This window comes from Fusicatenibacter saccharivorans (genome assembly GCF_027667425.1).
In the GTDB taxonomy this organism is placed as follows: domain Bacteria; phylum Bacillota; class Clostridia; order Lachnospirales; family Lachnospiraceae; genus Fusicatenibacter; species Fusicatenibacter saccharivorans.
The window spans coordinates 1-23,571 of record NZ_JAQEGR010000007.1 but is presented as its reverse complement, the minus strand read 5'-3'; the positions used below and the strand labels follow the sequence as shown (position 1 = coordinate 23,571).

Genomic DNA, 23,571 nt, shown 5'->3' with positions numbered 1-23,571 from the left:
GAAATGTAAAAAAAATCTTAAGTTCTTTACTTCTTTCCGTGATGTGTTATACTATATTGTAAGCAGCCCTATTTATATAAGTAAAGAGTAATTAAGGACGTGAGAGTTATGAAAATAGAAAAAATCAATGATAACAAGATCCGCTGCACACTGACCAGCGCCGATCTTGCCGAAAGAAATTTAAAGCTCAGCGAACTGGCTTACGGCACGGAAAAGGCCCGCAGCCTGTTTCAGGATATGATGCTTGAAGCCAACCAGCAGTTCGGCTTCAATGTGGATAATGCCCCGCTCATGGTCGAGGCCGTTCCGGTGGCTCCGGACAGCATTGTCCTCATTATCACCAGAGTCGAGGATCCACAGGAGCTCGACACCCGCTTCGCCAAATTTGCTCCATCCGGCGACGATACGGACGGACCGGAACCGGTACAGTATTCCGGCGCGGACGACATCATCGACCTGTTCCACAAGCTCTGCGATGTGAAGAACAAGGCACAGGAAATCGCAAAGAAAGCGGCACAGAAGGAAAACGAAAAAGAGCCTGCAGCATCCGAGGAAAAGAATGTGGATCTGGTACGCACCTTCCACTTCTCAACCCTCGACGATGTCATCAGCTCCGCAAAAGCGCTGAACCAGTATTTTACCGGCAGCAATTCCCTCTATAAGAACAGGGCAGATGCCAACTATCAGCTCGTTCTGCACCAGTCCGGCTGCAAACCGGAGGAATTCAACAAGGTCTGCAACATTCTTTCCGAGTACGGCAGACAGGAATCCTTCTCCCTGGCCGCTGAAGCATTTCTGCTGGAACATGGAAATGCAATGGTAAAAGAGAATGCTCTGCAGGAGCTGGCTTCTCTGTAAGTTTTGAAACGTATGTATAAAAAAAGGAAGTCCGCGAAGGACTTCCTTTTTTGTACGTTCCGTACAAATTACTCTTCTGTGATAGCCTCGGTTGGACATACGCTTGCGCATGTTCCGCACTCAACGCATACATCCGGGTTGATTTCGTAATGGGAATCTCCCTCAGCGATAGCCTCTACTGGACATTCTCCAGCGCAGGTTCCGCAGCTTACACATTCGTCTGTGATTACATATGCCATGATCTTATCCTCCTTGTAGATTTTTTGGCCCTTTCGGTACTATCCACATTGTAAACGATTGCCCCCTGAAATACAAGTACAAAATTATAAACATTCTATAATCTTATGAATTTGTTCTTGCATTCCCCCCGGGGGTACGCTATAATCAAAATAGCCGTCAAACTCGGAACGACGGGTATATACACATTTAAAGGAGGAACTTTAAGATGGCAAAGATCTCGAAAGACATGACAATCGGCGAGTTAATCGCAATGGATACAAATATCATCGGAATCCTGATGGGAGCCGGCATGCACTGCATCGGCTGCCCTTCTGCACAGGGTGAGTCCCTGGAAGAAGCAGCTATGGTTCACGGTCTGGACGCTCAGGTTCTGGAAGACCAGATCAACGATTATCTGGCTGCAAAATAAGTCGGATTTCCGCGTGGATCCAAAAAGAACGCCTCTCGCAGGCGTTCTTTTTTTCTGTCCGATTTACCCATTGTTCCGATGGCCCCGTTTTGCTTTCGTCCGTTTTCCTTTCTGCTCCAGCGTCGCCGCTGCTTCTCTCCGGCTCTGCTGGTGGCGGCGGATCGCCTCATCCACACGGCGGCTCCGCTCTTCCTGGCGCCGCTTCTGTATCATCTGATCGAGCAGACGGCCGAGCACGCGGTAAAACTCCGTCTGACGCTCCTCCTCTTCCTGCCGCATCACAGTGTCCGCCAGCTGTTCTGCTTCCCGCTCGGGCAGAAGATCGACAACCACCTCCGGCACTTCGTCCGCTTTTCCCGGTATTGCCGGATCCGGCTTCTCCTTTGCCGTCTCTGCCGCTTCCGCCGGAAACGCTTTGATCTCCGCCGTTGCCTGCACCAGCTTCGGCATCAGCTCGCGGATCGCTTTCAGGTGAAGCCCCTTTTTCTTCAGTTCCCGGATTCCCAGAAAAATCTGAATGTCCTGCGCAGTATAGCAGCGGTGTCCCAGCGAATTGCGGTGGATTTCCATGCCGAGCTCGTCCTCCCAGTACCGGAGCACATGCGCTTTCTCCCCGGTCAGCTTCTCCGCCTCCGTGACCAGATACGTTCTATTTTCCATACGGCAGCCACTCCCTTCTTCCCTTTATTATAGGATCTGTTATCCCCTGCCGCAAGAAAATCTCATCGTAATATTCCGACAAATTCATACAATTATACACAAAAAACGTGCCGCAGGACTATCCCACGACACGTTCTGACACATAAAATATTTTCTTTTATCTCTCTGCATTCGCAAATTTCGTATAATCCGGCAGCCAGACCAGATTGACGGTTCCGATCGGGCCGTTTCGCTGTTTGGCGATGATGATTTCCGCGATTCCCTTATTCTCGGAATCCTTATTATAGTAATCATCTCGATAGATAAACATAACAACGTCGGCATCCTGCTCGATCGCTCCCGACTCACGCAGGTCGGAAAGCATCGGACGGTGGTCGGTACGCTGCTCAACAGCCCGGGAAAGCTGGGACAGTGCAACAACCGGCACATTCAGCTCTCTCGCGAGTGCTTTTAAGGAACGGCTGATATCCGAAATCTCCTGCTGGCGCGATTCCGAGGAGCTCTTTCCGCTTCCCGACATCAGCTGCAGGTAGTCAATGATGATGATATCAAGACCGTGCTCCAGCTTGTATTTGCGGCATTTCGACCGCATCTCTCCGATCGAGATACCAGGTGTATCGTCGATCATCAGTCGGGATTCACCGATCATGCCGGCGCTCTCGATCAGCTTGCTCCATTCGTCGTCTTTCAGGTTTCCGGTTCTCAGATGCTGGGAATCTACTTTCGACTCCATCGAGAGCAGACGGTTCATCAGCTGCTCCCGCGACATCTCGAGACTGAAAATCGCAACGGCTTTGTCTTTCTTAAACGCCATATACTGCGCAATATTGAGGACAAACGCCGTTTTACCCATAGACGGACGTGCCGCAATCAGGATAAAGTCAGAGTTCTGCAGACCCGATGTCTTGTAGTCCAGATCCGTGAATCCGGTCGGAATACCCGTGACATTTCCCTTCGTCTTCGATGCACGCTCGATGTTCTCCAGCGTATTGATGACAACCTGGCGGATCGGCATGAAGTCTCCGGAATTCCGCTGGCCCAATAACTGGAACATCTTCTTTTCCGTCTCCTCCATGATGACTTCCACCGGCTCTTTGTTCAGATAGCAGTCATTCTCTATCTCTTCTGTCAGCTTAATGAGACGGCGCAGCACCGCTTTCTCGCTGACGATGTTCGCATAATGGCGCACATTCGCCGAAGTCGGCACCGCATTTAAAAGATCGCGGACAAACTCCATCGAACTGATCTCCGGCGGAACATCCTTTTCACGCAGGCGGTTCTGCAGGGTGACCAGATCGACCGGTTTTCCCTCATTGAACAGCTCCACCATGGCATCAAAAATGACGCCGTACTGGTGCTGGTAAAAATCGTCGCTCGTCAGGATTTCCGATGCCGCCATGATGGCTTCGCGCCCCATCAGCATGGAACCGATGACCGACTGCTCCGCCTCGATGCTGTGCGGAAGGATTCGTTTAATCAGTGCTTCTTCCATAGAATTATGCTTCTTTTACGATAACTTTCAGCTTTGCAGTTACTTTGGTATGCAGGCGGATCGGCACTTCTGTCGTTCCAAGAACCTTGATCGGGTTCGGAAGCTGCATTTTCTTTTTGTCGATGTCGTATCCGAGCTGCTCTTTTGCTGCCTCAGCGATCTCTTTTGCCGATACACTTCCGAATACTTTTCCGCCCTCGCCGACTTTGATTGCTACGGTAACCTGTTTGTCCTCAATCTCTTTCGCGAAAGCCTGTGCCTCAGCGAGCTGCTCTGCTGCCACTTTGTCCTCGTGTGCTTTCTGGAGTTTCAGCTCATTCAGGTTTTTTGCGGTTGCCTCGATGCCGAGTTTTTTCGGCAGAAGCATGTTTCTTGCATATCCGTCACTTACGTTTACAGTCTGTCCTTTTTTACCAAGTGCTTTTACGTCTTCCAGTAAGATAACTTTCATATCAGATTTCTCCTCCATCCTGCATTTCTGTTAAGGTTGATTTTAGGAGGCTGCGCGCCCCCTCCAGATCGACGGTCTCAAGCTGGCATCCTGCCATATTCAGATGACCGCCGCCGCCCATCCGCTCCATGATGATCTGTACATTGACCTCATCGATCGCGCGGGCGCTGATATAGATCACGCCTTTGTACTCAGTCAGTACAAAGGACGCCTTGACACCGACAATGTTCAGCAGCTCGTTCGCCGCTTGTGCTCCGACCACCGTCGGGCTGTCCACATAGTCGCTCGGGCATTCGGAAATCGCGAACTGGCCGCGGAACAGCTCCGCATTGCGGATCGTCTCTCCTCTTGCCTTGTAATCGTTCATATCCTCACGGAACAGCTTGCGCACACGCGTCACATCCGCACCGCAGCGGCGCAGGAACGCTGCCGCCTCGAACGTGCGGACACCTGTTTTCTGCATAAAGTTGTCGGTATCGATCATGATGCCAGCATAGATGCTGTCCGCCTCCACGTTCCGGATGCGGATTCCCTCGGTAAAATACTGGAGAATCTCGGCAACCATCTCGCTCGCGGATGATGCATACGGCTCAATATAGGAAAGCACCGAGTTGCGGATCGTATCGCTTCCCTGCCGGTGATGATCCAGCACGACGATCATTTTCGCCATGTACAGCAGCTCCTCACACTGTGTGATGCTCGGCTTGTTCGTATCGACCACAACGAGCAGCGTGTTGTCGTCCATGATCTCTTTCGCCTCATGGTTGTTGACAAACATGTCCGCCTCATAATCCTGGTTGTCGCGGAACGTATTCATCAGCGGAATGATCGAGCTGGTCGGGTTGTCGATGACGATGTACGCTTTTTTATTCAGCGTTTTCGCCGCACGGTAGATACCGATGGCCGCACCGAACGAATCGGCATCCGGCAGTCGGTGTCCCATGACAACGACCTTCTCTTTCGTGTTCATAAATTCTTTCAGCGCGTGCGCCTTGACGCGGGCTTTGACTCTCGTATTCTTTTCCACAGCCTGCGTTTTTCCGCCGAAATACTGAATCTTCGAACCGTCCTTTAAAACGACCTGATCGCCGCCCCGGCCAAGAGCCAGGTCGATCGCGATTTTCGCATACTCGGAGTTTTTCGCAAACGATCCAGCATCTGCTCCGATACCCATACTGATTGTGACCGCCATCTCGTTTCCGATGTTGATGGTCTTGACGTCCTCGAGGATATCGAACTTTTTCTCTTTCAGTTCATTTAACGAACTCCGGCGCATGACCACGATGTATTTGTCGTTCTCATACCGCTTCACCAGTCCGTCGAGATCGTTGAAATATTTGTTGATCTTTCGCTCGACCAGTGCGGTCAGAAGGGAACGGCGGACCTCCTCGACGCTCTCCAGCGCCTCGTCGTAGTTGTCCAGATACAGAAGACCGGTGACCATCGTTTCGTCCTCGAATTTCCGCATATACTCGCGGAGCTCCGTCTCATCGAACAGATACAGTGCCTGCATAAAATAGCCTTTGATATCTGTGTTGATCATCTCCGAATTCTGGATCAGCTCGTCGATGCAGACGCTTTTTACATGGGCACGGAAATTCTTTTCGCCGTAAGCCACGTTGATGTCGGTCTCCTCCTCATTTTTCGGCAGCCGCTCGACCGTCAGCTCCGGAAAAATAGTGGCGATACATTTATGATACTGTGTATCCTTCCCTGTGATTTTTGTAAACTCTTTGTTGACCCAGAGAAGTTTTCCCTGCGAATCCATAACGGCATAGGGCAGCGCCAGTTCCTGGATCAGATGCTTCTGAACCTGGCCGTATTCGGTCGCAAAGGTAATCAGCTCGTTGATCACCTGCGGACGCTGTCTGTAATAGAGAACTGCGGCTGCGATCACATAGACTGCAAAAAACAGCGTGAACCACATTCCTGCCATCACATCCACAAAATACATGCCGATATTCATCACAAGCATCAGGATGGACAAAATCAGCGGCCATCGAAGATAGCTCCGCAATTGGCCGCTCAACTTCATTTTGCTTTTCATTTCCTAACACCTTTCCAACGTTGCGTGTTGTATTTCGCTCCTGTCCTTCCGATTATACCACTTTGACCTGTACTTTGGCAACAAGATACTTCTGGATACAAAAAAGGTACCCGCCCTTTTCGGGCAGATACCTCCATTTATTTACCGATTCAAAATGAACGTTCGGACAGTGCTTAGCGCAAGTCAGAATCAATCATCTACGTACGGCATAATAGCCATATGTCTTGCTCTCTTAACGGCTACTGTTACTGCTCTCTGATGTTTTGCGCAGGTTCCAGTTACACGTCTCGGCAGGATTTTACCACGCTCGGATACATATTTTTTCAGTTTAGCTGCATCCTTGTAGCTGATCTCTTCTCCACCACAGAAAACACAAACTTTTCTTCTTCTGCGGGCCGGTCTTCTGGAAGCTGGTCTTTCACTATTATTATAAGCCATGATCAATCTCTCCTTTTCTATCAATTAAATGGCAATTCTTCGTCAATGCCATCGGGAATATTCATAAAACCATCGGCGCTGCCCAGGTCAGATGTATTCGCGGACGGAGCCGGATTGTTATGCTGCGGTGCGGAGTATCCTCCGTTGTTTCCACCTGCATTTTTGCTCTCTGCAAACTCCTGCTCTTCTACAACTACGTCTGTCGTGTAGACCTTCTGGCCTTCACGGTTGGTGTAGCTTCCGGTCTGAATGCGGCCGGTGATGGCGATCTTCGTTCCCTGACGCAGGTATTTCTCTGCAAATTCTGCCTGGCGGCCGAAAGCAACGCATCCGATAAAGTCTGCGGTTGCGGAATCGCCGTCTCTGCGGAATCTGCGGTCAACAGCCAGTGTATAACGGGCTACCGCTGTGGAGTTCTCTCCAGCAGAGTATCTGACGTCGGGATCTCGGGTCAATCTTCCCATCAATATAACTTTATTCATTCGCTTACCTCTTAAGCTTCCTTTTTAACGACTAAGTATCTCAGTACGTTATCCATAATACGCATATGGCTCTCGATCTCTGCCGGAGCTGTTGCGTCTGCTTCAAACTGAATAAAGTAATAATATGCTTCACGCATATGCTGAATTTCGTATGCAAGGCGTTTTTTGCCCCACTCTTCTACTTCGCCAACTGTTCCGCCGTAACGGGTTACATAACCTTTGGCTTTCTCAACTACAGCTGCGCGTTCCTCTTCTTCAAGTTTTGCATTCACAACCAGTGCTAATTCGTACTTGTTCATGCTTTACCTCCTTTTGGACTTTTTGGCACCCCATTTTCATTATGGGGAGCAAGGAATTATTTTTATACGTCACAATTTGTTATTTTAACATAAAAAAGGGCTTATAGCAAGCCCTTTTTCGCGTGTTTTCTTGTTTTTTTCACGATATTACGCATCTTTTTTTCGTAATCCGCGGGTGTTTTTCTCGACCAGCTTGCGTGCTACCATGATCTGGTGGCCGCAGCCGGTGCATTTGAGACGGAAATCTGCGCCGACACGCAGGATTTCCCACTCGCTGCTGCCGCACGGATGCGGCTTTTTCAGTTTTACAATATCGCCTACTTCGTAATGTTCTGCCATGTTTTTCCGCCTTATTTTTATATTTCCTGACACTTTCCGAGATTTTTTCTCAAGGTTCTCTCTGTATCATCAGAGCCGCACCTCCATTTTTCACAGCTCTGAAGTTTCACACCCGGATACTGCCGAGCACCTGTCCGATCGGCTGCTGGATCAGAAGATCTGCGTTGTTGTCCATCGGTGTTGCACCTTTATTAATCAGGACCAGTGCATCGCCCCGAAAATACTGGAGAAGACCTGCTGCCGGATACACAGCAAGCGACGTTCCGCCGACGATCAGAAGATCGGCGGCCGCAATCGCGCGGATCGCACCGTCGAGCACTTTCTCATTCAGACTCTCCTCGTAGAGTACGACATCCGGTTTGATCATGCCTCCGCATTTTTCACATCTTGGAACGCCGCTGCTCTTTCTCACCAGCTCTGTATCGCAGGCTGCCCCGCATTTCATGCAGTAATTGCGGTGTGTGCTTCCGTGCAGTTCATACACTACTTTACTTCCCGCCGCCTGATGCAGTCCGTCAATGTTCTGCGTCACAATCGCTTTTAATTTTCCCGCCGCTTCCAGCTCTGCAAGCTTTTTGTGCGCCGCATTCGGTTCTGCGCCGACCGGAAGCATTTTGTCGCGGTAAAAAGCATAAAACTTTTCCGGGTACCGCAGGAAATAGCTGTGGCTTAAAATTGTCTCCGGCGGAACGTCATACTTCTGATGATAAAGGCCATCCACGCTCCGGAAATCCGGAATCCCGCTCTCCGTGGACACGCCCGCGCCGCCGAAGAATACGATATTTTCATGCGTATCAATCAATCTCTGCAGTTCTTCGATTTTTCTTTCCTCTTCCATCTGTCATTCCTCCTCCTGACCAATCATTACCGGTTCCGCCGCACGCCCAGAACGACGAACCGTCCAGTCGTATCGCTCGCCGCACAGGTGGACAGCACAATAATATGGCTGTTTTCATCCATCTCCGGCTGCTCCACCGGGATCTCTGACCGCGCCGCCATGGTATTCAGATACTGTACAAACGCTTCACCCCCGCCGGAATACAGCGTGTAGACATCACTGTCTGCCTCCGTATAAAAGGCAGAAAAAATCTGGTACACATCGTTTGATTCCGGCGTCAGCATCCAGAAATAGACGCTGTCCCTATATTTTTCCTGCTCCTTCATCTGTTTCAATTTTCCGAACATGGAGAGATTCTTCATATTATGACCGTAAACGATTGTGTTTCCATCACTGAAATCACCCTGATTCTGGTAATCGAGGAAAATGGAACCCGCAAAGTTGCTCGTTCCCTCATACGTCGTATGAAGATACGCATCGTTGTCCGGCCCCTGTACGACCGGGTAACTGATGTCAAGAGCTTCGATATAAAGCCATCCCTTCACATCCGGGTTAATCGCTTTTAGGGATTCAAAATCGACGGCAAGCGGCGGTTCTGTCGGATACGACAGTGGTTCCGGCTCCGGTTCGGAAGGCTCCGCCGGTTTGGATTCCGCCTGCGGCTCCTCTGTTTTCTTTGGTGCCGGTGTCTCCGGTGTTTTTGTAATTTCCGTCGTATACTGCTGCAGATCCCGGTATTCATCCGTACCGGTCTTGTAATCCAGGTAAATGCCGATCAGCTTATACCCGGAAAAGCAGAAAACAGCAAGTGCCGCTAAAAATACCAGAGTCCAAAGCGGATTGCCGCGTTTTTTCTGTTTCTTTTTCTGTTTTCCCATGCGTCTCCTTTATCACTTTTTTACTGTCTGCGCTGTTTTCTGGAAGCGCTCTGAATTTGTCTCAATTATAAGCGTGCCCCTTTCTTTTGTCAACTTATGCCCCCGGAAAAGGATTGCACCCGCCCCCATCTTATGATAGACTAAAAGTCGACTGACAAGTCACTTGTGAATACAGTAACACACCACATACATGAGGAGGAATTCCATATGCGAACAATCAAAAAAGTCGCCTCGCACATCTTCATTGATGGCTTCGGCGGCATGACGCAGGGTCTTTTTGCAACCCTGATTATCGGTACAATGATTCAGCAGATCGGTCTTCTGATCGGCGGTTCGACTGGAAATGTGATCTATCTGCTTGGAAAAGCTGCCGCAGCCCTGACAAGTGCCGGTATCGGTGTCGGCGTGGCAGTGAAATATGGGGAAAGCCCGCTTGTCACGGTTTCTGCAGCCGTCGCCGCCATGGTCGGCGGTTATGCCGGCAAGATCACCGGCGGCACATTCTTTGTGGACGGAAATGCCGTTCTGGCAGGACCTGGCGAACCGCTCGGCGCTTTCATCGCAGCTTTCGCAGGCATCACCTGCGGCCATCTGGTTTCCGGCAAGACCAAGGTTGATATCATCGTGACACCGGTCATCACCATCGGAGCCGGTTCCGTTGTCGGACTGCTCGTCGGACCGCCGATCTCCCAGATGATGACAGGCCTTGGAAGCATCATCAACTGGGCAACGGAACAGCGGCCGTTCATCATGGGCATCGTTGTTTCGGTCGTCATGGGTATGGTTCTGACACTGCCGATCAGCTCCGCTGCACTCGGCATCATTCTGAATCTTTCCGGTCTTGCCGCCGGTGCCGCAACGATCGGCTGCTGCTGCAACATGGTCGGATTCGCGGTTGCAAGTTATCGGGAAAACAAATTCGGCGGCCTTGTCGCACAGGGTCTTGGAACCTCGATGCTTCAGGTGCCGAACATCATGCGTCATCCGCTGATCTGGCTGCCCGTCATCTTCTCGAGTGCGATTTTAGGACCCGTCTCCACAATCCTCGCCAATATGCAGAATAATGCAACGGGAAGCGGCATGGGTTCCGCAGGTCTTGTCGGACAGATCACAACGTATCAGACGATGATCGCTTACGATGATCCGAAGCTCGTCATCATCAAAATTATTCTGCTCCACTTCGTGCTTCCGGCTGTGATCACCTTGTTCTTCTCAGAGGTATTCCGCAAGGCAAACCTGATCAAATCCGGCGATATGGCTTTGAATCTGTAATCTGTATTTTTAAAAGGGAATGGAACTGCGCATCCGGCAGCTCCATTCCCTTTTTTATCCACATTTCTCTTTTGATTTTTTCTGTTTTTACACCGTTTCTTCTGCGTTTTCCGCATTTTCCACTGCCGCGGCCGATTCAGCTTCCGCTGCCGTTTCTTCCCCCGGCCACACGCGGTGTGCCTCTACCATTGGCTCAATGGTCTGTGCCATCAGCAGATGGATCATGTCAAGGCTCCGCTCGCGGAACCGCGACGGCAGAAGCGGCGCGATCGCCACATCCGTCACGAGGGATTCAAGTCCCTCAATAATCAGATCCTTGCCCGGCGTCTCATTCCACTCCAGTCTGATCCGCTCGAAATCACGCTGGAAAATGATTTTGACCCTCCGTCTTGCGGCCTCTTCCAGAAATGCAAACTCAAGCTTCAGCACCAGTTCGCCGTCTTCATTCTCCGCAAACTGTCCCGTCGTTCCGAGCAGATACGATTCCTCGTTTTCCACCCATTCTACAACTTTGGACCCCGTAAGACCGATCGCAATGCGCTGTGTTTTTTCTCCCTCGGTCAGCTCGACAAAGAAACGGCCTTTTTCATAGAAGAAACCGATGCGGCGGATGCCGTCGGAAAAGTTGTTGTGGAAGACCTGCAGCGTCAGCGGAAACATGCCGACATGCGTGTCCTCCATTTTATATTCTTTTCCGTGCAGAAGCTGCGCCATGTCGATCTGACGCGGTGTTCCGCTGTTCCGCGGCCCCGGTGTTCTCCGCTTCCAGCCGCCGCGCAGGATTCTTCCCGGTGTCTCTTTCGCGCCCTCCAGATCACAGCAGGTCTGCACCAGCTTCCGATATGCCATCGGGCTTTCCGCCTCGCCGGATTTCAGCTCTGCACCAAATTCCGCGCCGAAATACTTCCGCACAATGTCGAGCATCTCACACGTCTGGAACAGCTCGTTGCTGCCCGCATTCGTCACAATCACCACGCCGGTATCCGGGTAACCGAGTACGTTCTGCCCCAGCATGCCATTGAACGCAAAGCTGCCCGGCCGCTCCTCCATCCAGACCTGGTAACCATAGCCATATTTTCCCATCTTTTCCGGCGGTGTCGCATGAACGGAGGTGGACGCTGCGACCCATTCCGCCGGGACGATCTGTTTTCCTTCGAATTTTCCGCCGTTCACGTACATCACCCCGAGCTTGGCCGCGTCCTCCGGGCACAGGAAGAGGCCCCAGCCGCCTTTCGTAATCCCTGCCGGGCAGCTCTCCCAGAAGACTTTCCGGATGCCAAGAGGCTCAAACAGACGCGGCCGCAGGTAATCTACCATTTTCATGCCGGTGCGCTCCTGTATGATTGCAGACAGCAGATACGTGTTCATACTGTTGTACTCAAACGCTTCGCCCGGCGTTCCCTTGACCGGCGCATTTAAGAAGCTGTCCACCCAGTCGTTGCCGGAAACAACGCCCATCTCATTGAACTGTACGCCGCTCTTCATCGTCAGAAGATGCTCCACGGTCAAATTCGGGCGCAGGATCTTCTGCAGCAGACCGTTTCGTTTTTCAAAAATATCATAGACGTTCTCGTCCAGGGAAAGTTTTCCTTCACTGATCAGAAAACCAGCCGCCATGCCAGTGATGCTCTTACACATAGAATACGTCGCATGCCAGATGCCGCTGCGGTATGGGGCGAAATTGCATTCGCAGATGACATGTCCATTCCGCAGGACCAGCAGATGATGCATGTCCGTATGGCGCGCAGCGGCGAGCTCACGAAGCATCTGCGTCAGCTTTTCCGATGAGATGCCTTCGCTCTCCGGCACCACGCGCGGAAAATACGTTTCCGGAGATGCAAAATCCCCGAACGCTTCCTTCTGCGGCGCAAAGTCCGTCTTTCCCATATGTCCTGTCGTCCCACTCATAAATCCCCAGATCATTTCCATTGCGGTTAACTGTTCTTTCGCTGCCATGTACGATGCCTCCTGTCTCATGCGGTTGGATTTCCCTGTTTTTCCAGTTTTCCTCATTATATCCAGATTCCTTGAAAATCGCAATGCTTCTTCTGATAAAAAAGAACCGACATAGAAATCTGTATTTCGATTTCTGCCGGTTCTTTTCCGTGTGTGATTTTTTTATTTTACTTTAGCTTACTCATTCCAGAGTTTCATACGCTCCTGATAATTCTGTGTGATAACTTTTTCTACATCTTCCAGTCCTGCGTCATTCATTTCGGAAATCATCTTGTCGTACTCTTCCATTGCCGCATCGTGGCTGTCTGCATTCACAATCTTCGGATATTCCTGATCGTAGATATCCTGGATTTTCTGCCATTTCAAGCCATCCGGAGTGCTTCCTGCCGGGGCAAGGCCTGTAAACTCTGCGGTATCCCATCTGTCGTTCTCACCAAAGTGATTCATAGCCACCTGCCGGGTCTCTTTTACTTTATACTGTGATACATCGTATGGAGTTCCGTCTGTACCATTTCCGTTCTTTACAAACCAAGTCCATTTGCGGACGCCGGTATCCAGTTTTGTTTTGTCAAAATCCGTCTGGAATCCTTCAATCAGATCATCGTTCGGAACGTGTTTTCCATCTTCCATATTCCAGTTGGTTCCCTCAATACCCCACATCAGAAGATACTGTCCTTCTTCGCTTGCAAGGTAGTTGATCATCTTCATGGCTGCTTCCGGATTTTTACAATTCTTGGTGATCGCGATTGCATCCCAGCCAAGTGTACTTCTTCCGCAGTAAGTAGTTTCATCTGCACTGATTCCGTTTCCAAGGATTTTATAGGAATAGAATTTTGCATCTTCTCCTACAGAAGAAGCAAGTGCTGTATTTGCTGCATCGGTATCCCAGTAGGAAGCAAAGGTACTGAATACGTTACCTGCAGACAGTTTCTGCGTCCACTGATTTTTCTTGTTGACAACCCACTCTTTGTCCAGAAGGCCTTCGGTATACAGTTCATTGGCAAAGGACATCATCTCTTTGAAGTTTGGTGCTTTGGCAACATGTTCCAGATTGTCCCCATCCTGATAATATGTTTTCAGACCATACATTCCTTTTAATGTTCCATCGTAGTTTTTGGATTCTGCATCAAAGGTAATGGCAATACTCTCTTTTCCGTCAATGGTCGGATGAAGTTCTTTGAATTTCTTGCAAATGTCAATATACTCTTCCTGTGTAAATGGCTCATCGCTGTCTGCGCGGTCTTTTCCAACGATTTCGCACAGATAATCATAGCGCATCAGAACACCGGCTACCGGATCTGGATCTTCTCCGTACCAGTTATTCAGATAGTAATTCTTTCCATCGGTATAACGACTCTTGTTTAAGGTTTCCCCGTACATCTCTTTTACATCCGGACCGTACTCATCGATCAGATCATTCAACGGAAGCAGTGCGCCTGCCTCAATGTAACGGTTTACAATATCATTTCCACGATCCATCAGGACGATATCCGGGTAATTCTGACCGGTCAGCATCAGGTTCAATTTTTCCAGCGGATCTCCGGTTGGATTTTCTACCTGAATTTTGACACCTGTTTTTTCCTCAATTGCTTTTGCAACTGGATCATCAAAGGTATTGCTTCCGGAGTTTTTGTCAAAGATAGAAATCGTAACTCCGTCTGTTGATACCTCGTCCGATGCAGATGATGCACTGCCGGATGCAGTACTTGATGATGTACTGCCATTTGATCCGCATCCTGCAAGCATTCCCGCTGCCATCAGGACACTCATCGCCATTGCGATACACAACGCCAAAGTAAGAAACATTTTCATATCCAACCGCCAGACTCACTTCCCGTACTTTATTTTTCTTATTCTTTAACAGTTCCGCCGCCCTCTGCAGACGCATTTCCGTATTGTATTCCAAAATCGTTTTTCCTGTTGCCTCTTTAAACAGGCTCCTCAGATAATTCGGAGACAAACCGACCTCCGCGGCCAGCTTCTCGATATCTGCGCTTTCCGAGCAGTGCTCCTGAAGATATGTTTTTACCTGATAAACGGCATAGTAATTTGGATTTTGATTCTGTTCTTCAAAAAATGCCAACATCCGTTCCAGATACTGCTTCATCTTTTCCCGCATCTGATAACTGTTGTTTGCTTCAAAAATTTCATTTTCTCTCAAAATTTTTTCTGCTTCCATCCAGTTTTCCAGCAGTTCATCGCTCAAAACAAGACGGTTCCATAGATACATATAGAGATTATAAACTTCTCCCGCAAATGTTTTCGGCGCAAGCCCCTTTAGCTGTTGAAAATAATCTTTCATGGTCTGCAGCGTTTCCTGCTTTTTCCCGCTGCTGACCAGACGACAGATTTCTTCTCTCCGCTCCTTCTGTTCCCGGAAATGATATGCTTTTTCCTCTTCCGTTTCTTTTTCATCTGCACAGAAAAGTTCCGGTGGATCCATATGAAATGCCAGAACACAACAGTTCCGAAGTTTTTCCGCCTTTTCGTACAGGCAGTCAGCTGTCCATGCTCCACTGCACCATCCAACGGCTCTCGGTGCGTCTTCTTTCAAATCATTCCAGATCTGAAATGCCGTATCTTTCACCGACAGATACCCCGCCAGCAGCAGAATGCTGATCCGTTCCGTTTTGCTGATGTAACGGATGCCCTTGTATTTTTCCTGAATTTGGCTACAGATGTTTTCTTCCGTTTTTCCATAAACCGCTATGATTCCAAACCTGCACTCTTCCAGTTCTTCTCCAAATACACCACGGAAATTTTTCCGTAAAAGCTCTGTTTCCTGTTTTTCCCGCAAAGCCATTTCCAGCAACTGCTTCGCCGCCGTTTTCCGCGACCAGTCTGCTATCTCACTTTTCTCCAATTCACTTCTCACTTTTTTCAGACATGCTTCTACTTCTTCAATCGTAAATGGCTTTAAAAGGTAATCCACGGCATTCACCTGAAAAGCGGAATGGATATAGGAAAAATCATCATATCCTGTCAGAAAAACAATTTTGCATGGATACCCCCGGCGTACGATCGTCTCTGCCAGTTCAATTCCACTCATTCCTGGCATCTGAATATCCGTAATCACAATATCTGCCATATTTTCTTCCAGGCACTCCAGTGCCCTTCTGCCATTGCGCGCGGTAAATACTCTGGAAATCCCGTTCTTTTTCCAGTCAATATAATCCCGCAATGTCTCCAGTTCAATTTCTTCATCTTCTACAAGAAGAACGCGATACATTTTCTCCCTCCTGTTTCCAGTTGCTCCTGCAGTTTTCTTCTCCTGCTGCTTTTCATTTCTGTCTTTTTACTGCAGAAGTTCAATCATATACGCCTCATACGGCTGTAACTTCCACACTTCTTTTGTGAGACTTTCTGTATCATTATGAATCAGAACCGTTCCTTTTGTCAAATCATATCGGGCTTTCATCTCTGCCGCGGTATCCCGGAAATTGCAGAGCACAATCAGCTTTTTCTCTCCCAGATTTCTCTCATAAGCAAAAATATCCGGATTTTCTTCCTCAATCAGACGGAAATCCCCATAAACAAGAGTGTCATTTTTCCTACGCAGCGCAATTAGTTTTTGATAGAAATAGAAGAGGGAATCCGGATTTTTTCTGCTGTTTTCCACATTGATCTCCTCGTAATTCTGATTTTCCGCCATCCACGGTGTTCCCGCTGTAAATCCGGCGTGTTTTTCCGCATTCCACTGCATTGGCGTCCGCGCATGGTCCCGGCTGTTCCGTGCAAGATAGGTACGAATTTTTTCTTCCTCCCAGCCTTCTTTTTTACGGTCTTCGGCAAAATTTACAGACTCGATATCCTGATAGTCATCGATCCGAAGCCCTGACACATTTGTCATACCGATTTCTTCCCCCTGGTAAATATAAGGAGTTCCTTTCATCCCATGGAGAAGGACAGCCAACATTTTTGCTGATTTTTCCCGATACGGTTCCCTGTCATTTCCAAAGCGCGATATGACACGCGGAAAATCATGGTTTCCCCAGAACAGACTGTTCCATCCTTTTTCTTCCAGTCCCGTCTGCCATTTTTCAAAGATCTGCTTCAGTTGCGGCAGCGTATACGGTTTCGGATCCCAGTTTCCACTTCGGATGCCGTCGATTCCCATCAGTTCAAACTGAAAAATCATACTGAGCTCCTGGCTTTCCGGATCAGAATACTGCTGTGCCATTTCTACCGTAGCACCTCCGGTTTCCCCCACTGTCAGGATCTGTTCTGATTTTCCATACGTATTCTGATTCATTTCCATTAAGTATGTATGAATCTGCTCCGAATGAGTATCATTTCCTCCATGTCCATCTTTTACAATATTGTCAATTGCATCCAGCCGGAAACCACGGATCCCTTTATCCATCCAGAACTGGATCATCCGGTACAGCTCTTTCCGAAGCGACGGATTTTTCCAGTTCAGATCCGGCTGCATTACACTGAAACTGTGATAATAATATTCCTGAACCTCCGGCACCCATTCCCAGGTGCTTCCTCCAAAGAATGCTCCGCCGCCTTCTGGCGGCTGCTCCTTCGTTCCTTCCTTCCAGATGTAAAAATCATGGTATTTACTGTTTCGATCCTTTCTGGCTTCCAGGAACCATGGGTGCAGATGGGAACTATGATTTAAAACAAGATCCATCATGACCACAATTTCCCGCTTTTCACAGGCTGCGATCAGTTCTTCCAGCTCTTCCATTGTGCCCGCTTCTTCCATTACTTTATAATAGTCACTGACATCATATCCATTGTCGTAATTAGGAGAATCGTTAAAAGGCGAAAGCCAGATGGCTCCAACACCAAGCTCCTGCAGATAGTCCAGCTTCTGCAGAATCCCTCCAAAATCGCCGATGCCGTCTCCGTTGCTGTCACAGAAGCTTCTGGTGTAAATCTGATATACGGTTAAGCTATGCCACCACTCTCTTTTCATTTTCTGTCCTCTCTTTCTTTTTTCCTATAAGAGCAGTATAATGATATTATCTTATATTTTCTAACCTGATTTTCGTATTTAATGAAAGGATTTTGACTTTTATGAAAAAAGAACGTTCAAAAGAGCTCTTTTCTCCTGAATCTTGTTCCCCTGTTCTTTCTGGCGGAATCCGGGATTTTACCGTGCATGGAACCGAACCTGTTCCGCTCCATATCTATCATCAGGATTATACTCATGGCGGGCTCTCTGTTCCTTTTCACTGGCATAAAGAATTAGAATGGATCTGGGTTGAAAAAGGTACTCTCACTCTGACACTGAAAACTGAAACCCGGACAATTTCCGAAGGTACTTTTCTTTTCATCAACAGTCACGAACTGCATCAGCTCTGCAGCATTGGAACTGCCCCTTCGGTTCACCATGCCCTTGTATTTCTTCCAGAAATTCTCTCATGTGCCTATCTGGATTCCTGTGAAGCAGACTGGATTCGTCCGCTGCTCTCTCATCAACTGCTTCTTCCGGCTTTTCCATTGGAAGAGCTTTCTGCTGCTGAAGCCTCCTCTCAGACACAGAAAACATTTGTACTGACATTATCTGAGCTTTTCCAGGAAATCCTGTATGCATACGATACCAAACCCATCGGCTGGTTTCTTCTGATCAAAAGTGACATGTATCGGATTCTTGCACTTCTGGCGCAATACCAGCTTTTTCTTCATCCGGAACCCCTCTGCACTCGTAAAAAAGAAAGATCTGATCAGTGTAAAAAACTCTTACGTTATATTCAGGATAACTATGATTCTAAAATCCGTCTTTCAGATCTTGCTGCTATACTCAATATGAATCCACAATATTTTTGTCGTTTCTTCAAAACGCACTTTCACACAACGCCTATTTCCTATATCAACCAGTACCGCGTAACCCAAGCCGCGGATCTTCTTACCGGCAGCTCGCTTTCTATCTTGGAAATTGCTCTGCATACCGGATTTGAAAGCCCCAGCTATTTTGCCAGCATTTTCCGCCGGACTTTTGGTATGTCACCGGAAGAATATCGAAAAGCCATGCCCTGACCCGGCAAATTTTTTCCTTCTGAATGCACGGCAACACAAATCTCAAAAATTTTTGATTTTTTTTCAAAAAACACTTGCCAAACTCGTTTTCTTATGATAATATACTACTTGTCGCTGAGCAAAAATCACGGCAGACAAAACAAAAACTTCGGCTCCGTGGTCAAGCGGTTAAGACATCGCCCTTTCACGGCGGTAACACGGGTTCGATTCCCGTCGGAGTCATATGGCGTCGTAGCCAAGTGGTAAGGCAATGGTCTGCAACACCAGTATCCACCGGTTCAAATCCGGTCGACGCCTCTTCTTTCCCGGAAACAGATAGTTTCTGGGATTTTTCTTTTTCAAAATTATTTCAAAAAAGCTGCCGGTTCTGTTTGCTTCGGCAGCTTTTTTGAAAATATCATTCTTTTTTAATTTTCTTTTTCTTTCACATAGTCTTCGTACACATACGCCGTTTTTCCCTCATACGAAATCTTGTACCATCCGTTCTCTTTTCCGAGCATTTCCACTTCTTCCCCTGTCGTCAGAGCTCCGATAACCTGGCTTGTGCTGACGTTGGGTTCTGTACGTACATTGACCGGTGAGATACAGGTGACGGTTTTCTTACCCTTCTGCTTTTTCACGCCATCCGAATTATTTTCTGCTTCCAGCGCTCTTTTCTGCTCCTGGCAGGCCGTCTGAAATGTTTCTGTCAGCAGCTCATTGTCCGGGAACTGCAGAGACTCCAGTATTTCCGGCACGATTTGCTGTGTATCGTTGCTGCCGTTTCCTTTTTTCCATATAATCTGATACCCTTCATTCTCCGTTTTCACTCCGCAGAAAAATGCGGTCGGAATCTGCAGGGAATTTTTTACCTGGAAACGATAAAAGGAACTCTCTTTACTTTTTCCTTCGTTAACTGTTTTCGCTACAAAATCACTGATGCTGTTTTCCCCGGTTATTTCATTTTGATCGATTAATTTTTCAGCACTCTCTTCGTCCTCCGGGAAATCCATAAGTATCACTTTTGCCATTCCTTCCCGATACGATATCTCAAGACTTTCCCCATCTTCCGATATGAAACTGCATTGAATTTTTTCATCTCTCATTACATTCCAGCCTTCTGGAAGTGTGATTATAATATTCTGGTATGTAGAAAGAAACTCTTTTTCACCATCTTCTGACTCATCCTGGACACTGGATGCTCTTTCGGAGACAACCGATGGATTCTCCTTTTCCACCTGCTGATTTCCACATCCCATTACCACAATAGTTGTCATCAGAAGAACAGCTAAACAGTTTTTTTTGTTTCTCATGTACAATTTCCTTTCTTGACAGTTCCCTCTTTATTTTCTGTCAGAAAATTTCTTTTGCTTATTGTATCATAACTATTTTTGCACTGTAAAGAGTACGTTCCTTCCCTCCTGCTTTGATTTTCTTTATGCAAAAAAATCTCCAACCAGATTGAGGTTCCCTTCCTCTCAAATCCAGTTGAAGATTTTTCTTATCTTTTTTATTTTACTTCTGTAAATTCGACCCGGATACTCTCATACTCTCCCAGCACCTGCTGCAGCGTCAGTCCCGCACGGTTCCAAGTACGGCCGGAGCGGATTTCTCCATCCAGACTGCAGCGGTACAGCTTATCCTCTGCAAGACCGCACACTTTCGTGTGAACCGGAAGCGGATTTCCTTCTGCATCCGTCTTTACCAGTGTAAGCAGTGCGCGGCTCTGATCTTTTGCCACGAACTCCCATGCCATGAAATCCTGCTTTTTCAGCCCGGTCAGACGGTAATACAGGCCTTCGTGCGTCAGATCGTAATATGTATGCATTGCAGCAACCTGCTCTTTTACCATCTCTTTCTCTTCATCCGAAATCTTGTTCAGGTCCATCTCATAGCCGAAGCTTCCTGCAAGAGCTACATCACCTCTTGTCTTGAATGGAGTTACGCGGCCGGTCTGATGGTTCGGGCATACCGAAACGTGGGATCCAACCGTGCTGATAGGATAGAAGAAGGAACTTCCATACTGAATCGACAGACGGTTGATCGCGTCCGTGTTATCACTGCACCAGATCTGCGGGGAATAATACATCATACCGGCATCAAATCTTCCGCCGCCTCCGCTGCATCCCTCAAGCAGCAGATCCGGGCACGCGGCAAGGAAACGCTCGAGCAGATCATAAACACCGAGCACATAGCGGTGATACAGCTCTCCGTTTCGGCTCTGTGCTGCCACATGGCTGTAAACATCGCAGACACTGCGGTTCATATCCCATTTGACATAATCAATTTCTGCATCGTGGACGATGGTCGTCAAACGCTCCAGCAGATACTCCCGCACATCGTCACGCGTCATATCCAGTACAAGCTGATTTCTTCCATGGTTTGGCACACGTCCCGGAACTGCAAATGCCCAGTCCGGATGTGCACGGTAGAGATCACTGTCCTCGGAAATCATCTCCGGCTCGAACCAGAGACCGAATTTCATGCCCATCTTGTGGATTTTTTCTGCAAGCTGTGCCATGGAACCGTTCATCTTCTTCTCGTTGACAAACCAGTCGCCAAGGCCGCTGTTGTCATCATCTCGTTTTCCGAACCAGCCATCATCAAGCACCAGCATTTCGATGCCGAGTTTCTGCGCCTGCTCTGCGATTTTCAGAATTTTCTCTTCATTGAAATCAAAATACGTTGCCTCCCAGTTGTTGATCAGGATCGGACGTTCGGCATGTTTATACGCACCGCGGCAGATATGCTCGCGGATGATCTCATGATACTGCTGTGACAGTTTGGTAAGGCCGCTTCCGGAGTAGCTCAGGATCACCTGCGGGGTATCGAACACTTTTCCTTTTTCCAGGTGGAAACAGAAGTTTGCCGGGTGAATACCCATCTGGAAACGGGTCTGGTTTTTCTGATCCTTCTGTGCCGCTGCAACAAAGTTTCCGCTGTAAACAAGGCATGCGCCGATGCAGGAACCGTGTGTCTCGTCAGCCCCCTCCTCGCAGAGGATTACGGCCGAATTGTAATGATGGCTCGACGTGCCGCGGATGCTGCCGATCTCGACTTTTGCGCGCTGCACCGGAATCCGCTCTGCCGTACGCTCCATCGCATGACGGCCGGAGAAATAGATCATCTCATAATTTTCATACATCAGATCCATGCTGAAAGACAGCATTTTTTCCAGCTCGATTGCCGTCTCTCCGTGGTTTTCCAGTCTTGCCGCTCTCGTAATCACGTTTTCGTTTTCAAATACTCCGTAGAACAATTTCAGTACAACACCGGAAGCTTTCTCTTTCATCGTGATGACAAGCGTTTCTCCTTTTTCTTCCTCTGTATCGTACAGTGCCGGCATACCCGGAACCGCATAGGAATGATCGAGGATTTCATAAGAATCGAAACGGAAATCTGCCGCACAGCTTCCATCCACCTGACGAATCCGAACCATATCATCACGGTAATCGCCGACTCCGCTCGAAGGTACTTCCTGCGGCAGTGTATCCAGAGAATACGTGCGATCGCTTCCGGCTTCCTCCGGATTTCCTGCAAATCCCATATCCGTACAGAAAATCAGACCGGAAAGATTTTCCTCACCGATTTTTTCTCCATAGTAGAGATGCAGAAGCACATTTTTGTCATCTGCGAACATCTGGTAACTGCTGTCTTTTGTCTGGAGGGTAAATAACCGTCCATTTTCACTTACTTTGATTGCCATGGTTTTTTCTCCTTTATCTTATCGCATTTTTTCGGGCTGCTCACACCAAAATCACTTTCTTACATACCCGAACAACAAGTGTTCCGGTGCTGCGTGAACCGTAACGGCTGCTACTCCGGGCTTTTGATCTCCTACAGCTGCTTGCAGTATCCTGCAAAACACGATATAATTTTACTGATATTTCGGAATCTCATCCTTTTGTGACATTCCGGCTTTTCTGATGATTCATTTTGTGAGGTATACTTATGGAAACTTCCTGGACACTTCCTGTCCCAAAGCATAAATTTTCGGATCTTTATCTCTGCTTCTGCGGCTACGAAGCCTGCCAGCCGTTCCACAGCTACGGCCCGGCTGTCCGCCCCAATTACGTGATCCACTACATTATTTCCGGAAAAGGCACTTTTACCATCGGAAACCGCACTTACCGCTTAACCGCCGGACAGGGCTTTTTCCTGATGCCAAATGTCCGCACCTACTATGAAGCCGATGCGGATGATCCCTGGACATATCTCTGGATCGGTTTTGACGGCGAAAAAGCTGCCTCTTATGTACAGGAACTCGGTCTTTCCGAGGAGCACCCTGTCTACCAGTGCAACTTTTCCGGTGAACTGCAGTCCCTCTTGTTTCAGATGCAAAAGCACAATACCTATGACACCTCGGACCAGTATCTTCTGGAAGGCTGTCTGTACCAGTTTTTCTCAATTCTTTCCCGCGAAATCACGCTTGCCGATCCTTCTGCACGGGAGAGCGGCAATCTTTACGTGGAAAAAGCCGTTGAGTTTATCCGAAATAATTATTCCAATGAAATTCTTGTCTCGGATATTGCCAGATATGTCTGCATCAACCGGAGTTACCTTTATACCCTGTTTCAGAAATATCTCCATACCTCACCGCAGAACTATCTTTCTTCCTGCCGGATCACGCGTGCGCTCGAGCTTTTATCGTATACGGATCTCTCCATCGAAACGGTCGCTTTTTCCTGTGGTTACCGGAATGCCGAAGTTTTTACCAAAGCCTTCCGCCAGAAGCAGGGCATGACGCCAAGTGCCTATCGGAAAAAGTTCCGCCTTGACACGACTCCTGACTCTGCACATGTTCCGTGATCTGTCTGATTTTATTATAACGAAATCTTTCTTCCATGAACAGGAAGAAATGTTATGGAAAACCGTCAAAATGTTAGATGGCGTTTCTTAATGTAAGTGCAAAATAATTCGACGGATTGTGTTGCCCCAAAAA

General features: G+C 48.3%; 22 protein-coding genes and 2 tRNA genes. 7 read left to right on the top strand and 17 right to left on the bottom strand.

Features of this window, described 5'->3' with window-relative positions; genetic code table 11:
- The first annotated feature begins 108 nt into the window (after positions 1-108).
- A complete protein-coding gene (locus PGS38_RS07900; RefSeq protein WP_055220132.1) occupies positions 109-858 on the top strand; it encodes an adaptor protein MecA in 750 nt (249 codons plus the stop codon).
- A 68-nt stretch (positions 859-926) separates the two neighbouring features.
- On the opposite strand, the gene PGS38_RS07895 is transcribed toward PGS38_RS07900, so the two are convergent.
- Positions 927-1,097, bottom strand: a complete 171-nt coding sequence (locus tag PGS38_RS07895; protein WP_022461616.1) for a DUF362 domain-containing protein — start codon at positions 1,095-1,097, stop codon at positions 927-929.
- Positions 1,098-1,303: 206 nt separating this feature from the next.
- Here PGS38_RS07895 and PGS38_RS07890 point away from each other — a divergent pair, with 206 nt between their 5' ends.
- Complete coding sequence (locus PGS38_RS07890; RefSeq protein ID WP_022461615.1) at positions 1,304-1,507, top strand: DUF1858 domain-containing protein; 204 nt, start codon at positions 1,304-1,306, stop codon at positions 1,505-1,507.
- A 63-nt stretch (positions 1,508-1,570) separates the two neighbouring features.
- Here PGS38_RS07890 and PGS38_RS07885 read toward each other — a convergent pair whose 3' ends face one another.
- The 10 genes from PGS38_RS07885 to srtB form a co-directional block, all read right to left on the bottom strand.
- On the bottom strand, positions 1,571-2,167 hold the full coding sequence (locus tag PGS38_RS07885) for a MerR family transcriptional regulator (protein WP_055220134.1): 597 nt from the start codon (positions 2,165-2,167) through the stop codon (positions 1,571-1,573).
- Between the two features lie 157 nt (positions 2,168-2,324).
- The gene (gene dnaB, locus PGS38_RS07880; protein WP_022461614.1) at positions 2,325-3,659 is read right to left on the bottom strand and encodes a replicative DNA helicase; all 1,335 of its coding nucleotides are present in this window, start codon (positions 3,657-3,659) and stop codon (positions 2,325-2,327) included.
- Between the two features lie 4 nt (positions 3,660-3,663).
- Positions 3,664-4,110 carry a 50S ribosomal protein L9 gene (rplI, locus tag PGS38_RS07875; RefSeq protein ID WP_022461613.1) on the bottom strand — a complete coding sequence of 149 codons (447 nt, stop codon included), beginning with the start codon at positions 4,108-4,110 and terminating at the stop codon, positions 3,664-3,666.
- Between the two features lies 1 nt (position 4,111).
- Positions 4,112-6,157: a DHH family phosphoesterase gene (locus tag PGS38_RS07870; RefSeq protein WP_270476127.1), complete on the bottom strand. Its 2,046-nt coding sequence runs from the start codon at positions 6,155-6,157 to the stop codon at positions 4,112-4,114.
- Positions 6,158-6,346: 189 nt separating this feature from the next.
- Complete coding sequence (rpsR, locus tag PGS38_RS07865) at positions 6,347-6,595, bottom strand: 30S ribosomal protein S18 (protein ID WP_022461611.1); 249 nt, start codon at positions 6,593-6,595, stop codon at positions 6,347-6,349.
- Between the two features lie 20 nt (positions 6,596-6,615).
- Positions 6,616-7,077 (bottom strand): single-stranded DNA-binding protein, encoded by a 462-nt coding sequence (locus tag PGS38_RS07860; RefSeq protein WP_055220137.1) that lies wholly within the window; start codon positions 7,075-7,077, stop codon positions 6,616-6,618.
- A gap of 11 nt (positions 7,078-7,088) precedes the next feature.
- On the bottom strand, positions 7,089-7,376 hold the full coding sequence (gene rpsF, locus PGS38_RS07855; protein ID WP_022461610.1) for a 30S ribosomal protein S6: 288 nt from the start codon (positions 7,374-7,376) through the stop codon (positions 7,089-7,091).
- Between the two features lie 147 nt (positions 7,377-7,523).
- Entirely contained in the window at positions 7,524-7,715 is a 192-nt protein-coding gene (locus PGS38_RS07850) for a DUF951 domain-containing protein (RefSeq protein WP_022461609.1), read from the bottom strand.
- 106 nt (positions 7,716-7,821) lie between these two features.
- Positions 7,822-8,553, bottom strand: a complete 732-nt coding sequence (locus PGS38_RS07845; protein WP_118666499.1) for an NAD-dependent protein deacylase — start codon at positions 8,551-8,553, stop codon at positions 7,822-7,824.
- A 26-nt stretch (positions 8,554-8,579) separates the two neighbouring features.
- Positions 8,580-9,431, bottom strand: a complete 852-nt coding sequence (srtB, locus tag PGS38_RS07840; protein WP_055220142.1) for a class B sortase — start codon at positions 9,429-9,431, stop codon at positions 8,580-8,582.
- Positions 9,432-9,638: 207 nt separating this feature from the next.
- Between srtB and PGS38_RS07835 the strand changes: the two genes are divergently transcribed.
- Positions 9,639-10,703: a PTS sugar transporter subunit IIC gene (locus PGS38_RS07835; RefSeq protein WP_117509767.1), complete on the top strand. Its 1,065-nt coding sequence runs from the start codon at positions 9,639-9,641 to the stop codon at positions 10,701-10,703.
- Positions 10,704-10,790: 87 nt separating this feature from the next.
- Here the strand turns inward: PGS38_RS07835 and PGS38_RS07830 are convergent, their stop codons facing one another.
- The 4 genes from PGS38_RS07830 to PGS38_RS07815 all read right to left on the bottom strand — a co-directional run bounded on the left by PGS38_RS07830 (position 10,791) and on the right by PGS38_RS07815 (position 17,586).
- Complete coding sequence (locus PGS38_RS07830; protein WP_158581775.1) at positions 10,791-12,659, bottom strand: serine hydrolase domain-containing protein; 1,869 nt, start codon at positions 12,657-12,659, stop codon at positions 10,791-10,793.
- A 177-nt stretch (positions 12,660-12,836) separates the two neighbouring features.
- Positions 12,837-14,405 (bottom strand): extracellular solute-binding protein, encoded by a 1,569-nt coding sequence (locus tag PGS38_RS07825; RefSeq protein WP_270476151.1) that lies wholly within the window; start codon positions 14,403-14,405, stop codon positions 12,837-12,839.
- Positions 14,293-15,888, bottom strand: coding sequence for a response regulator transcription factor (locus PGS38_RS07820; protein WP_117804869.1), 1,596 nt, complete (start codon positions 15,886-15,888; stop codon positions 14,293-14,295). The genes PGS38_RS07825 and PGS38_RS07820 overlap by 113 nt, the downstream gene beginning before the upstream one ends.
- A gap of 66 nt (positions 15,889-15,954) precedes the next feature.
- On the bottom strand, positions 15,955-17,586 hold the full coding sequence (locus PGS38_RS07815) for a glycoside hydrolase family 13 protein (protein WP_118659356.1): 1,632 nt from the start codon (positions 17,584-17,586) through the stop codon (positions 15,955-15,957).
- A gap of 101 nt (positions 17,587-17,687) precedes the next feature.
- Between PGS38_RS07815 and PGS38_RS07810 the strand changes: the two genes are divergently transcribed.
- The 3 genes from PGS38_RS07810 (at position 17,688) to PGS38_RS07800 (ending at position 18,947) form a co-directional block, all read left to right on the top strand.
- Positions 17,688-18,650, top strand: coding sequence for an AraC family transcriptional regulator (locus tag PGS38_RS07810; protein ID WP_118659355.1), 963 nt, complete (start codon positions 17,688-17,690; stop codon positions 18,648-18,650).
- Between the two features lie 150 nt (positions 18,651-18,800).
- Positions 18,801-18,872 (top strand) — tRNA-Glu (locus PGS38_RS07805).
- A gap of 3 nt (positions 18,873-18,875) precedes the next feature.
- Positions 18,876-18,947, top strand: a tRNA-Cys gene (locus PGS38_RS07800).
- A 110-nt stretch (positions 18,948-19,057) separates the two neighbouring features.
- Here PGS38_RS07800 and PGS38_RS07795 read toward each other — a convergent pair.
- A complete protein-coding gene (locus tag PGS38_RS07795; protein WP_117761931.1) occupies positions 19,058-19,942 on the bottom strand; it encodes an SH3 domain-containing protein in 885 nt (294 codons plus the stop codon).
- A gap of 197 nt (positions 19,943-20,139) precedes the next feature.
- Complete coding sequence (locus PGS38_RS07790; RefSeq protein ID WP_117761930.1) at positions 20,140-22,335, bottom strand: alpha-galactosidase; 2,196 nt, start codon at positions 22,333-22,335, stop codon at positions 20,140-20,142.
- A 245-nt stretch (positions 22,336-22,580) separates the two neighbouring features.
- Between PGS38_RS07790 and PGS38_RS07785 the strand changes: the two genes are divergently transcribed.
- Positions 22,581-23,438, top strand: coding sequence for an AraC family transcriptional regulator (locus PGS38_RS07785; protein ID WP_118659354.1), 858 nt, complete (start codon positions 22,581-22,583; stop codon positions 23,436-23,438).
- Positions 23,439-23,571: the final 133 nt, after the last annotated feature.

What these genes read in the sequence shown, in the direction of transcription:
- PGS38_RS07830 (WP_158581775.1), bottom strand. Translation starts at nt 12,659, where the DNA reads ATGGCAGCGAAAGAACAGTTAACCGCAATGGAAATGATCTGGGGATTT.
- rplI (WP_022461613.1), bottom strand. Translation starts at nt 4,110, where the DNA reads ATGAAAGTTATCTTACTGGAAGACGTAAAAGCACTTGGTAAAAAAGGA.
- PGS38_RS07860 (WP_055220137.1), bottom strand. Translation starts at nt 7,077, where the DNA reads ATGAATAAAGTTATATTGATGGGAAGATTGACCCGAGATCCCGACGTC.
- PGS38_RS07890 (WP_022461615.1), top strand. Translation starts at nt 1,304, where the DNA reads ATGGCAAAGATCTCGAAAGACATGACAATCGGCGAGTTAATCGCAATG.
- rpsF (WP_022461610.1), bottom strand. Translation starts at nt 7,376, where the DNA reads ATGAACAAGTACGAATTAGCACTGGTTGTGAATGCAAAACTTGAAGAA.
- PGS38_RS07885 (WP_055220134.1), bottom strand. Translation starts at nt 2,167, where the DNA reads ATGGAAAATAGAACGTATCTGGTCACGGAGGCGGAGAAGCTGACCGGG.
- PGS38_RS07785 (WP_118659354.1), top strand. Translation starts at nt 22,581, where the DNA reads ATGGAAACTTCCTGGACACTTCCTGTCCCAAAGCATAAATTTTCGGAT.
- PGS38_RS07850 (WP_022461609.1), bottom strand. Translation starts at nt 7,715, where the DNA reads ATGGCAGAACATTACGAAGTAGGCGATATTGTAAAACTGAAAAAGCCG.
- PGS38_RS07815 (WP_118659356.1), bottom strand. Translation starts at nt 17,586, where the DNA reads ATGAAAAGAGAGTGGTGGCATAGCTTAACCGTATATCAGATTTACACC.
- srtB (WP_055220142.1), bottom strand. Translation starts at nt 9,431, where the DNA reads ATGGGAAAACAGAAAAAGAAACAGAAAAAACGCGGCAATCCGCTTTGG.
- dnaB (WP_022461614.1), bottom strand. Translation starts at nt 3,659, where the DNA reads ATGGAAGAAGCACTGATTAAACGAATCCTTCCGCACAGCATCGAGGCG.
- PGS38_RS07895 (WP_022461616.1), bottom strand. Translation starts at nt 1,097, where the DNA reads ATGGCATATGTAATCACAGACGAATGTGTAAGCTGCGGAACCTGCGCT.
- PGS38_RS07820 (WP_117804869.1), bottom strand. Translation starts at nt 15,888, where the DNA reads ATGTATCGCGTTCTTCTTGTAGAAGATGAAGAAATTGAACTGGAGACA.
- PGS38_RS07795 (WP_117761931.1), bottom strand. Translation starts at nt 19,942, where the DNA reads ATGAGAAACAAAAAAAACTGTTTAGCTGTTCTTCTGATGACAACTATT.
- PGS38_RS07825 (WP_270476151.1), bottom strand. Translation starts at nt 14,405, where the DNA reads ATGCTTGCAGGATGCGGATCAAATGGCAGTACATCATCAAGTACTGCA.
- PGS38_RS07845 (WP_118666499.1), bottom strand. Translation starts at nt 8,553, where the DNA reads ATGGAAGAGGAAAGAAAAATCGAAGAACTGCAGAGATTGATTGATACG.
- PGS38_RS07790 (WP_117761930.1), bottom strand. Translation starts at nt 22,335, where the DNA reads ATGGCAATCAAAGTAAGTGAAAATGGACGGTTATTTACCCTCCAGACA.
- PGS38_RS07835 (WP_117509767.1), top strand. Translation starts at nt 9,639, where the DNA reads ATGCGAACAATCAAAAAAGTCGCCTCGCACATCTTCATTGATGGCTTC.
- PGS38_RS07900 (WP_055220132.1), top strand. Translation starts at nt 109, where the DNA reads ATGAAAATAGAAAAAATCAATGATAACAAGATCCGCTGCACACTGACC.
- PGS38_RS07810 (WP_118659355.1), top strand. Translation starts at nt 17,688, where the DNA reads ATGAAAAAAGAACGTTCAAAAGAGCTCTTTTCTCCTGAATCTTGTTCC.
- PGS38_RS07870 (WP_270476127.1), bottom strand. Translation starts at nt 6,157, where the DNA reads ATGAAAAGCAAAATGAAGTTGAGCGGCCAATTGCGGAGCTATCTTCGA.
- rpsR (WP_022461611.1), bottom strand. Translation starts at nt 6,595, where the DNA reads ATGGCTTATAATAATAGTGAAAGACCAGCTTCCAGAAGACCGGCCCGC.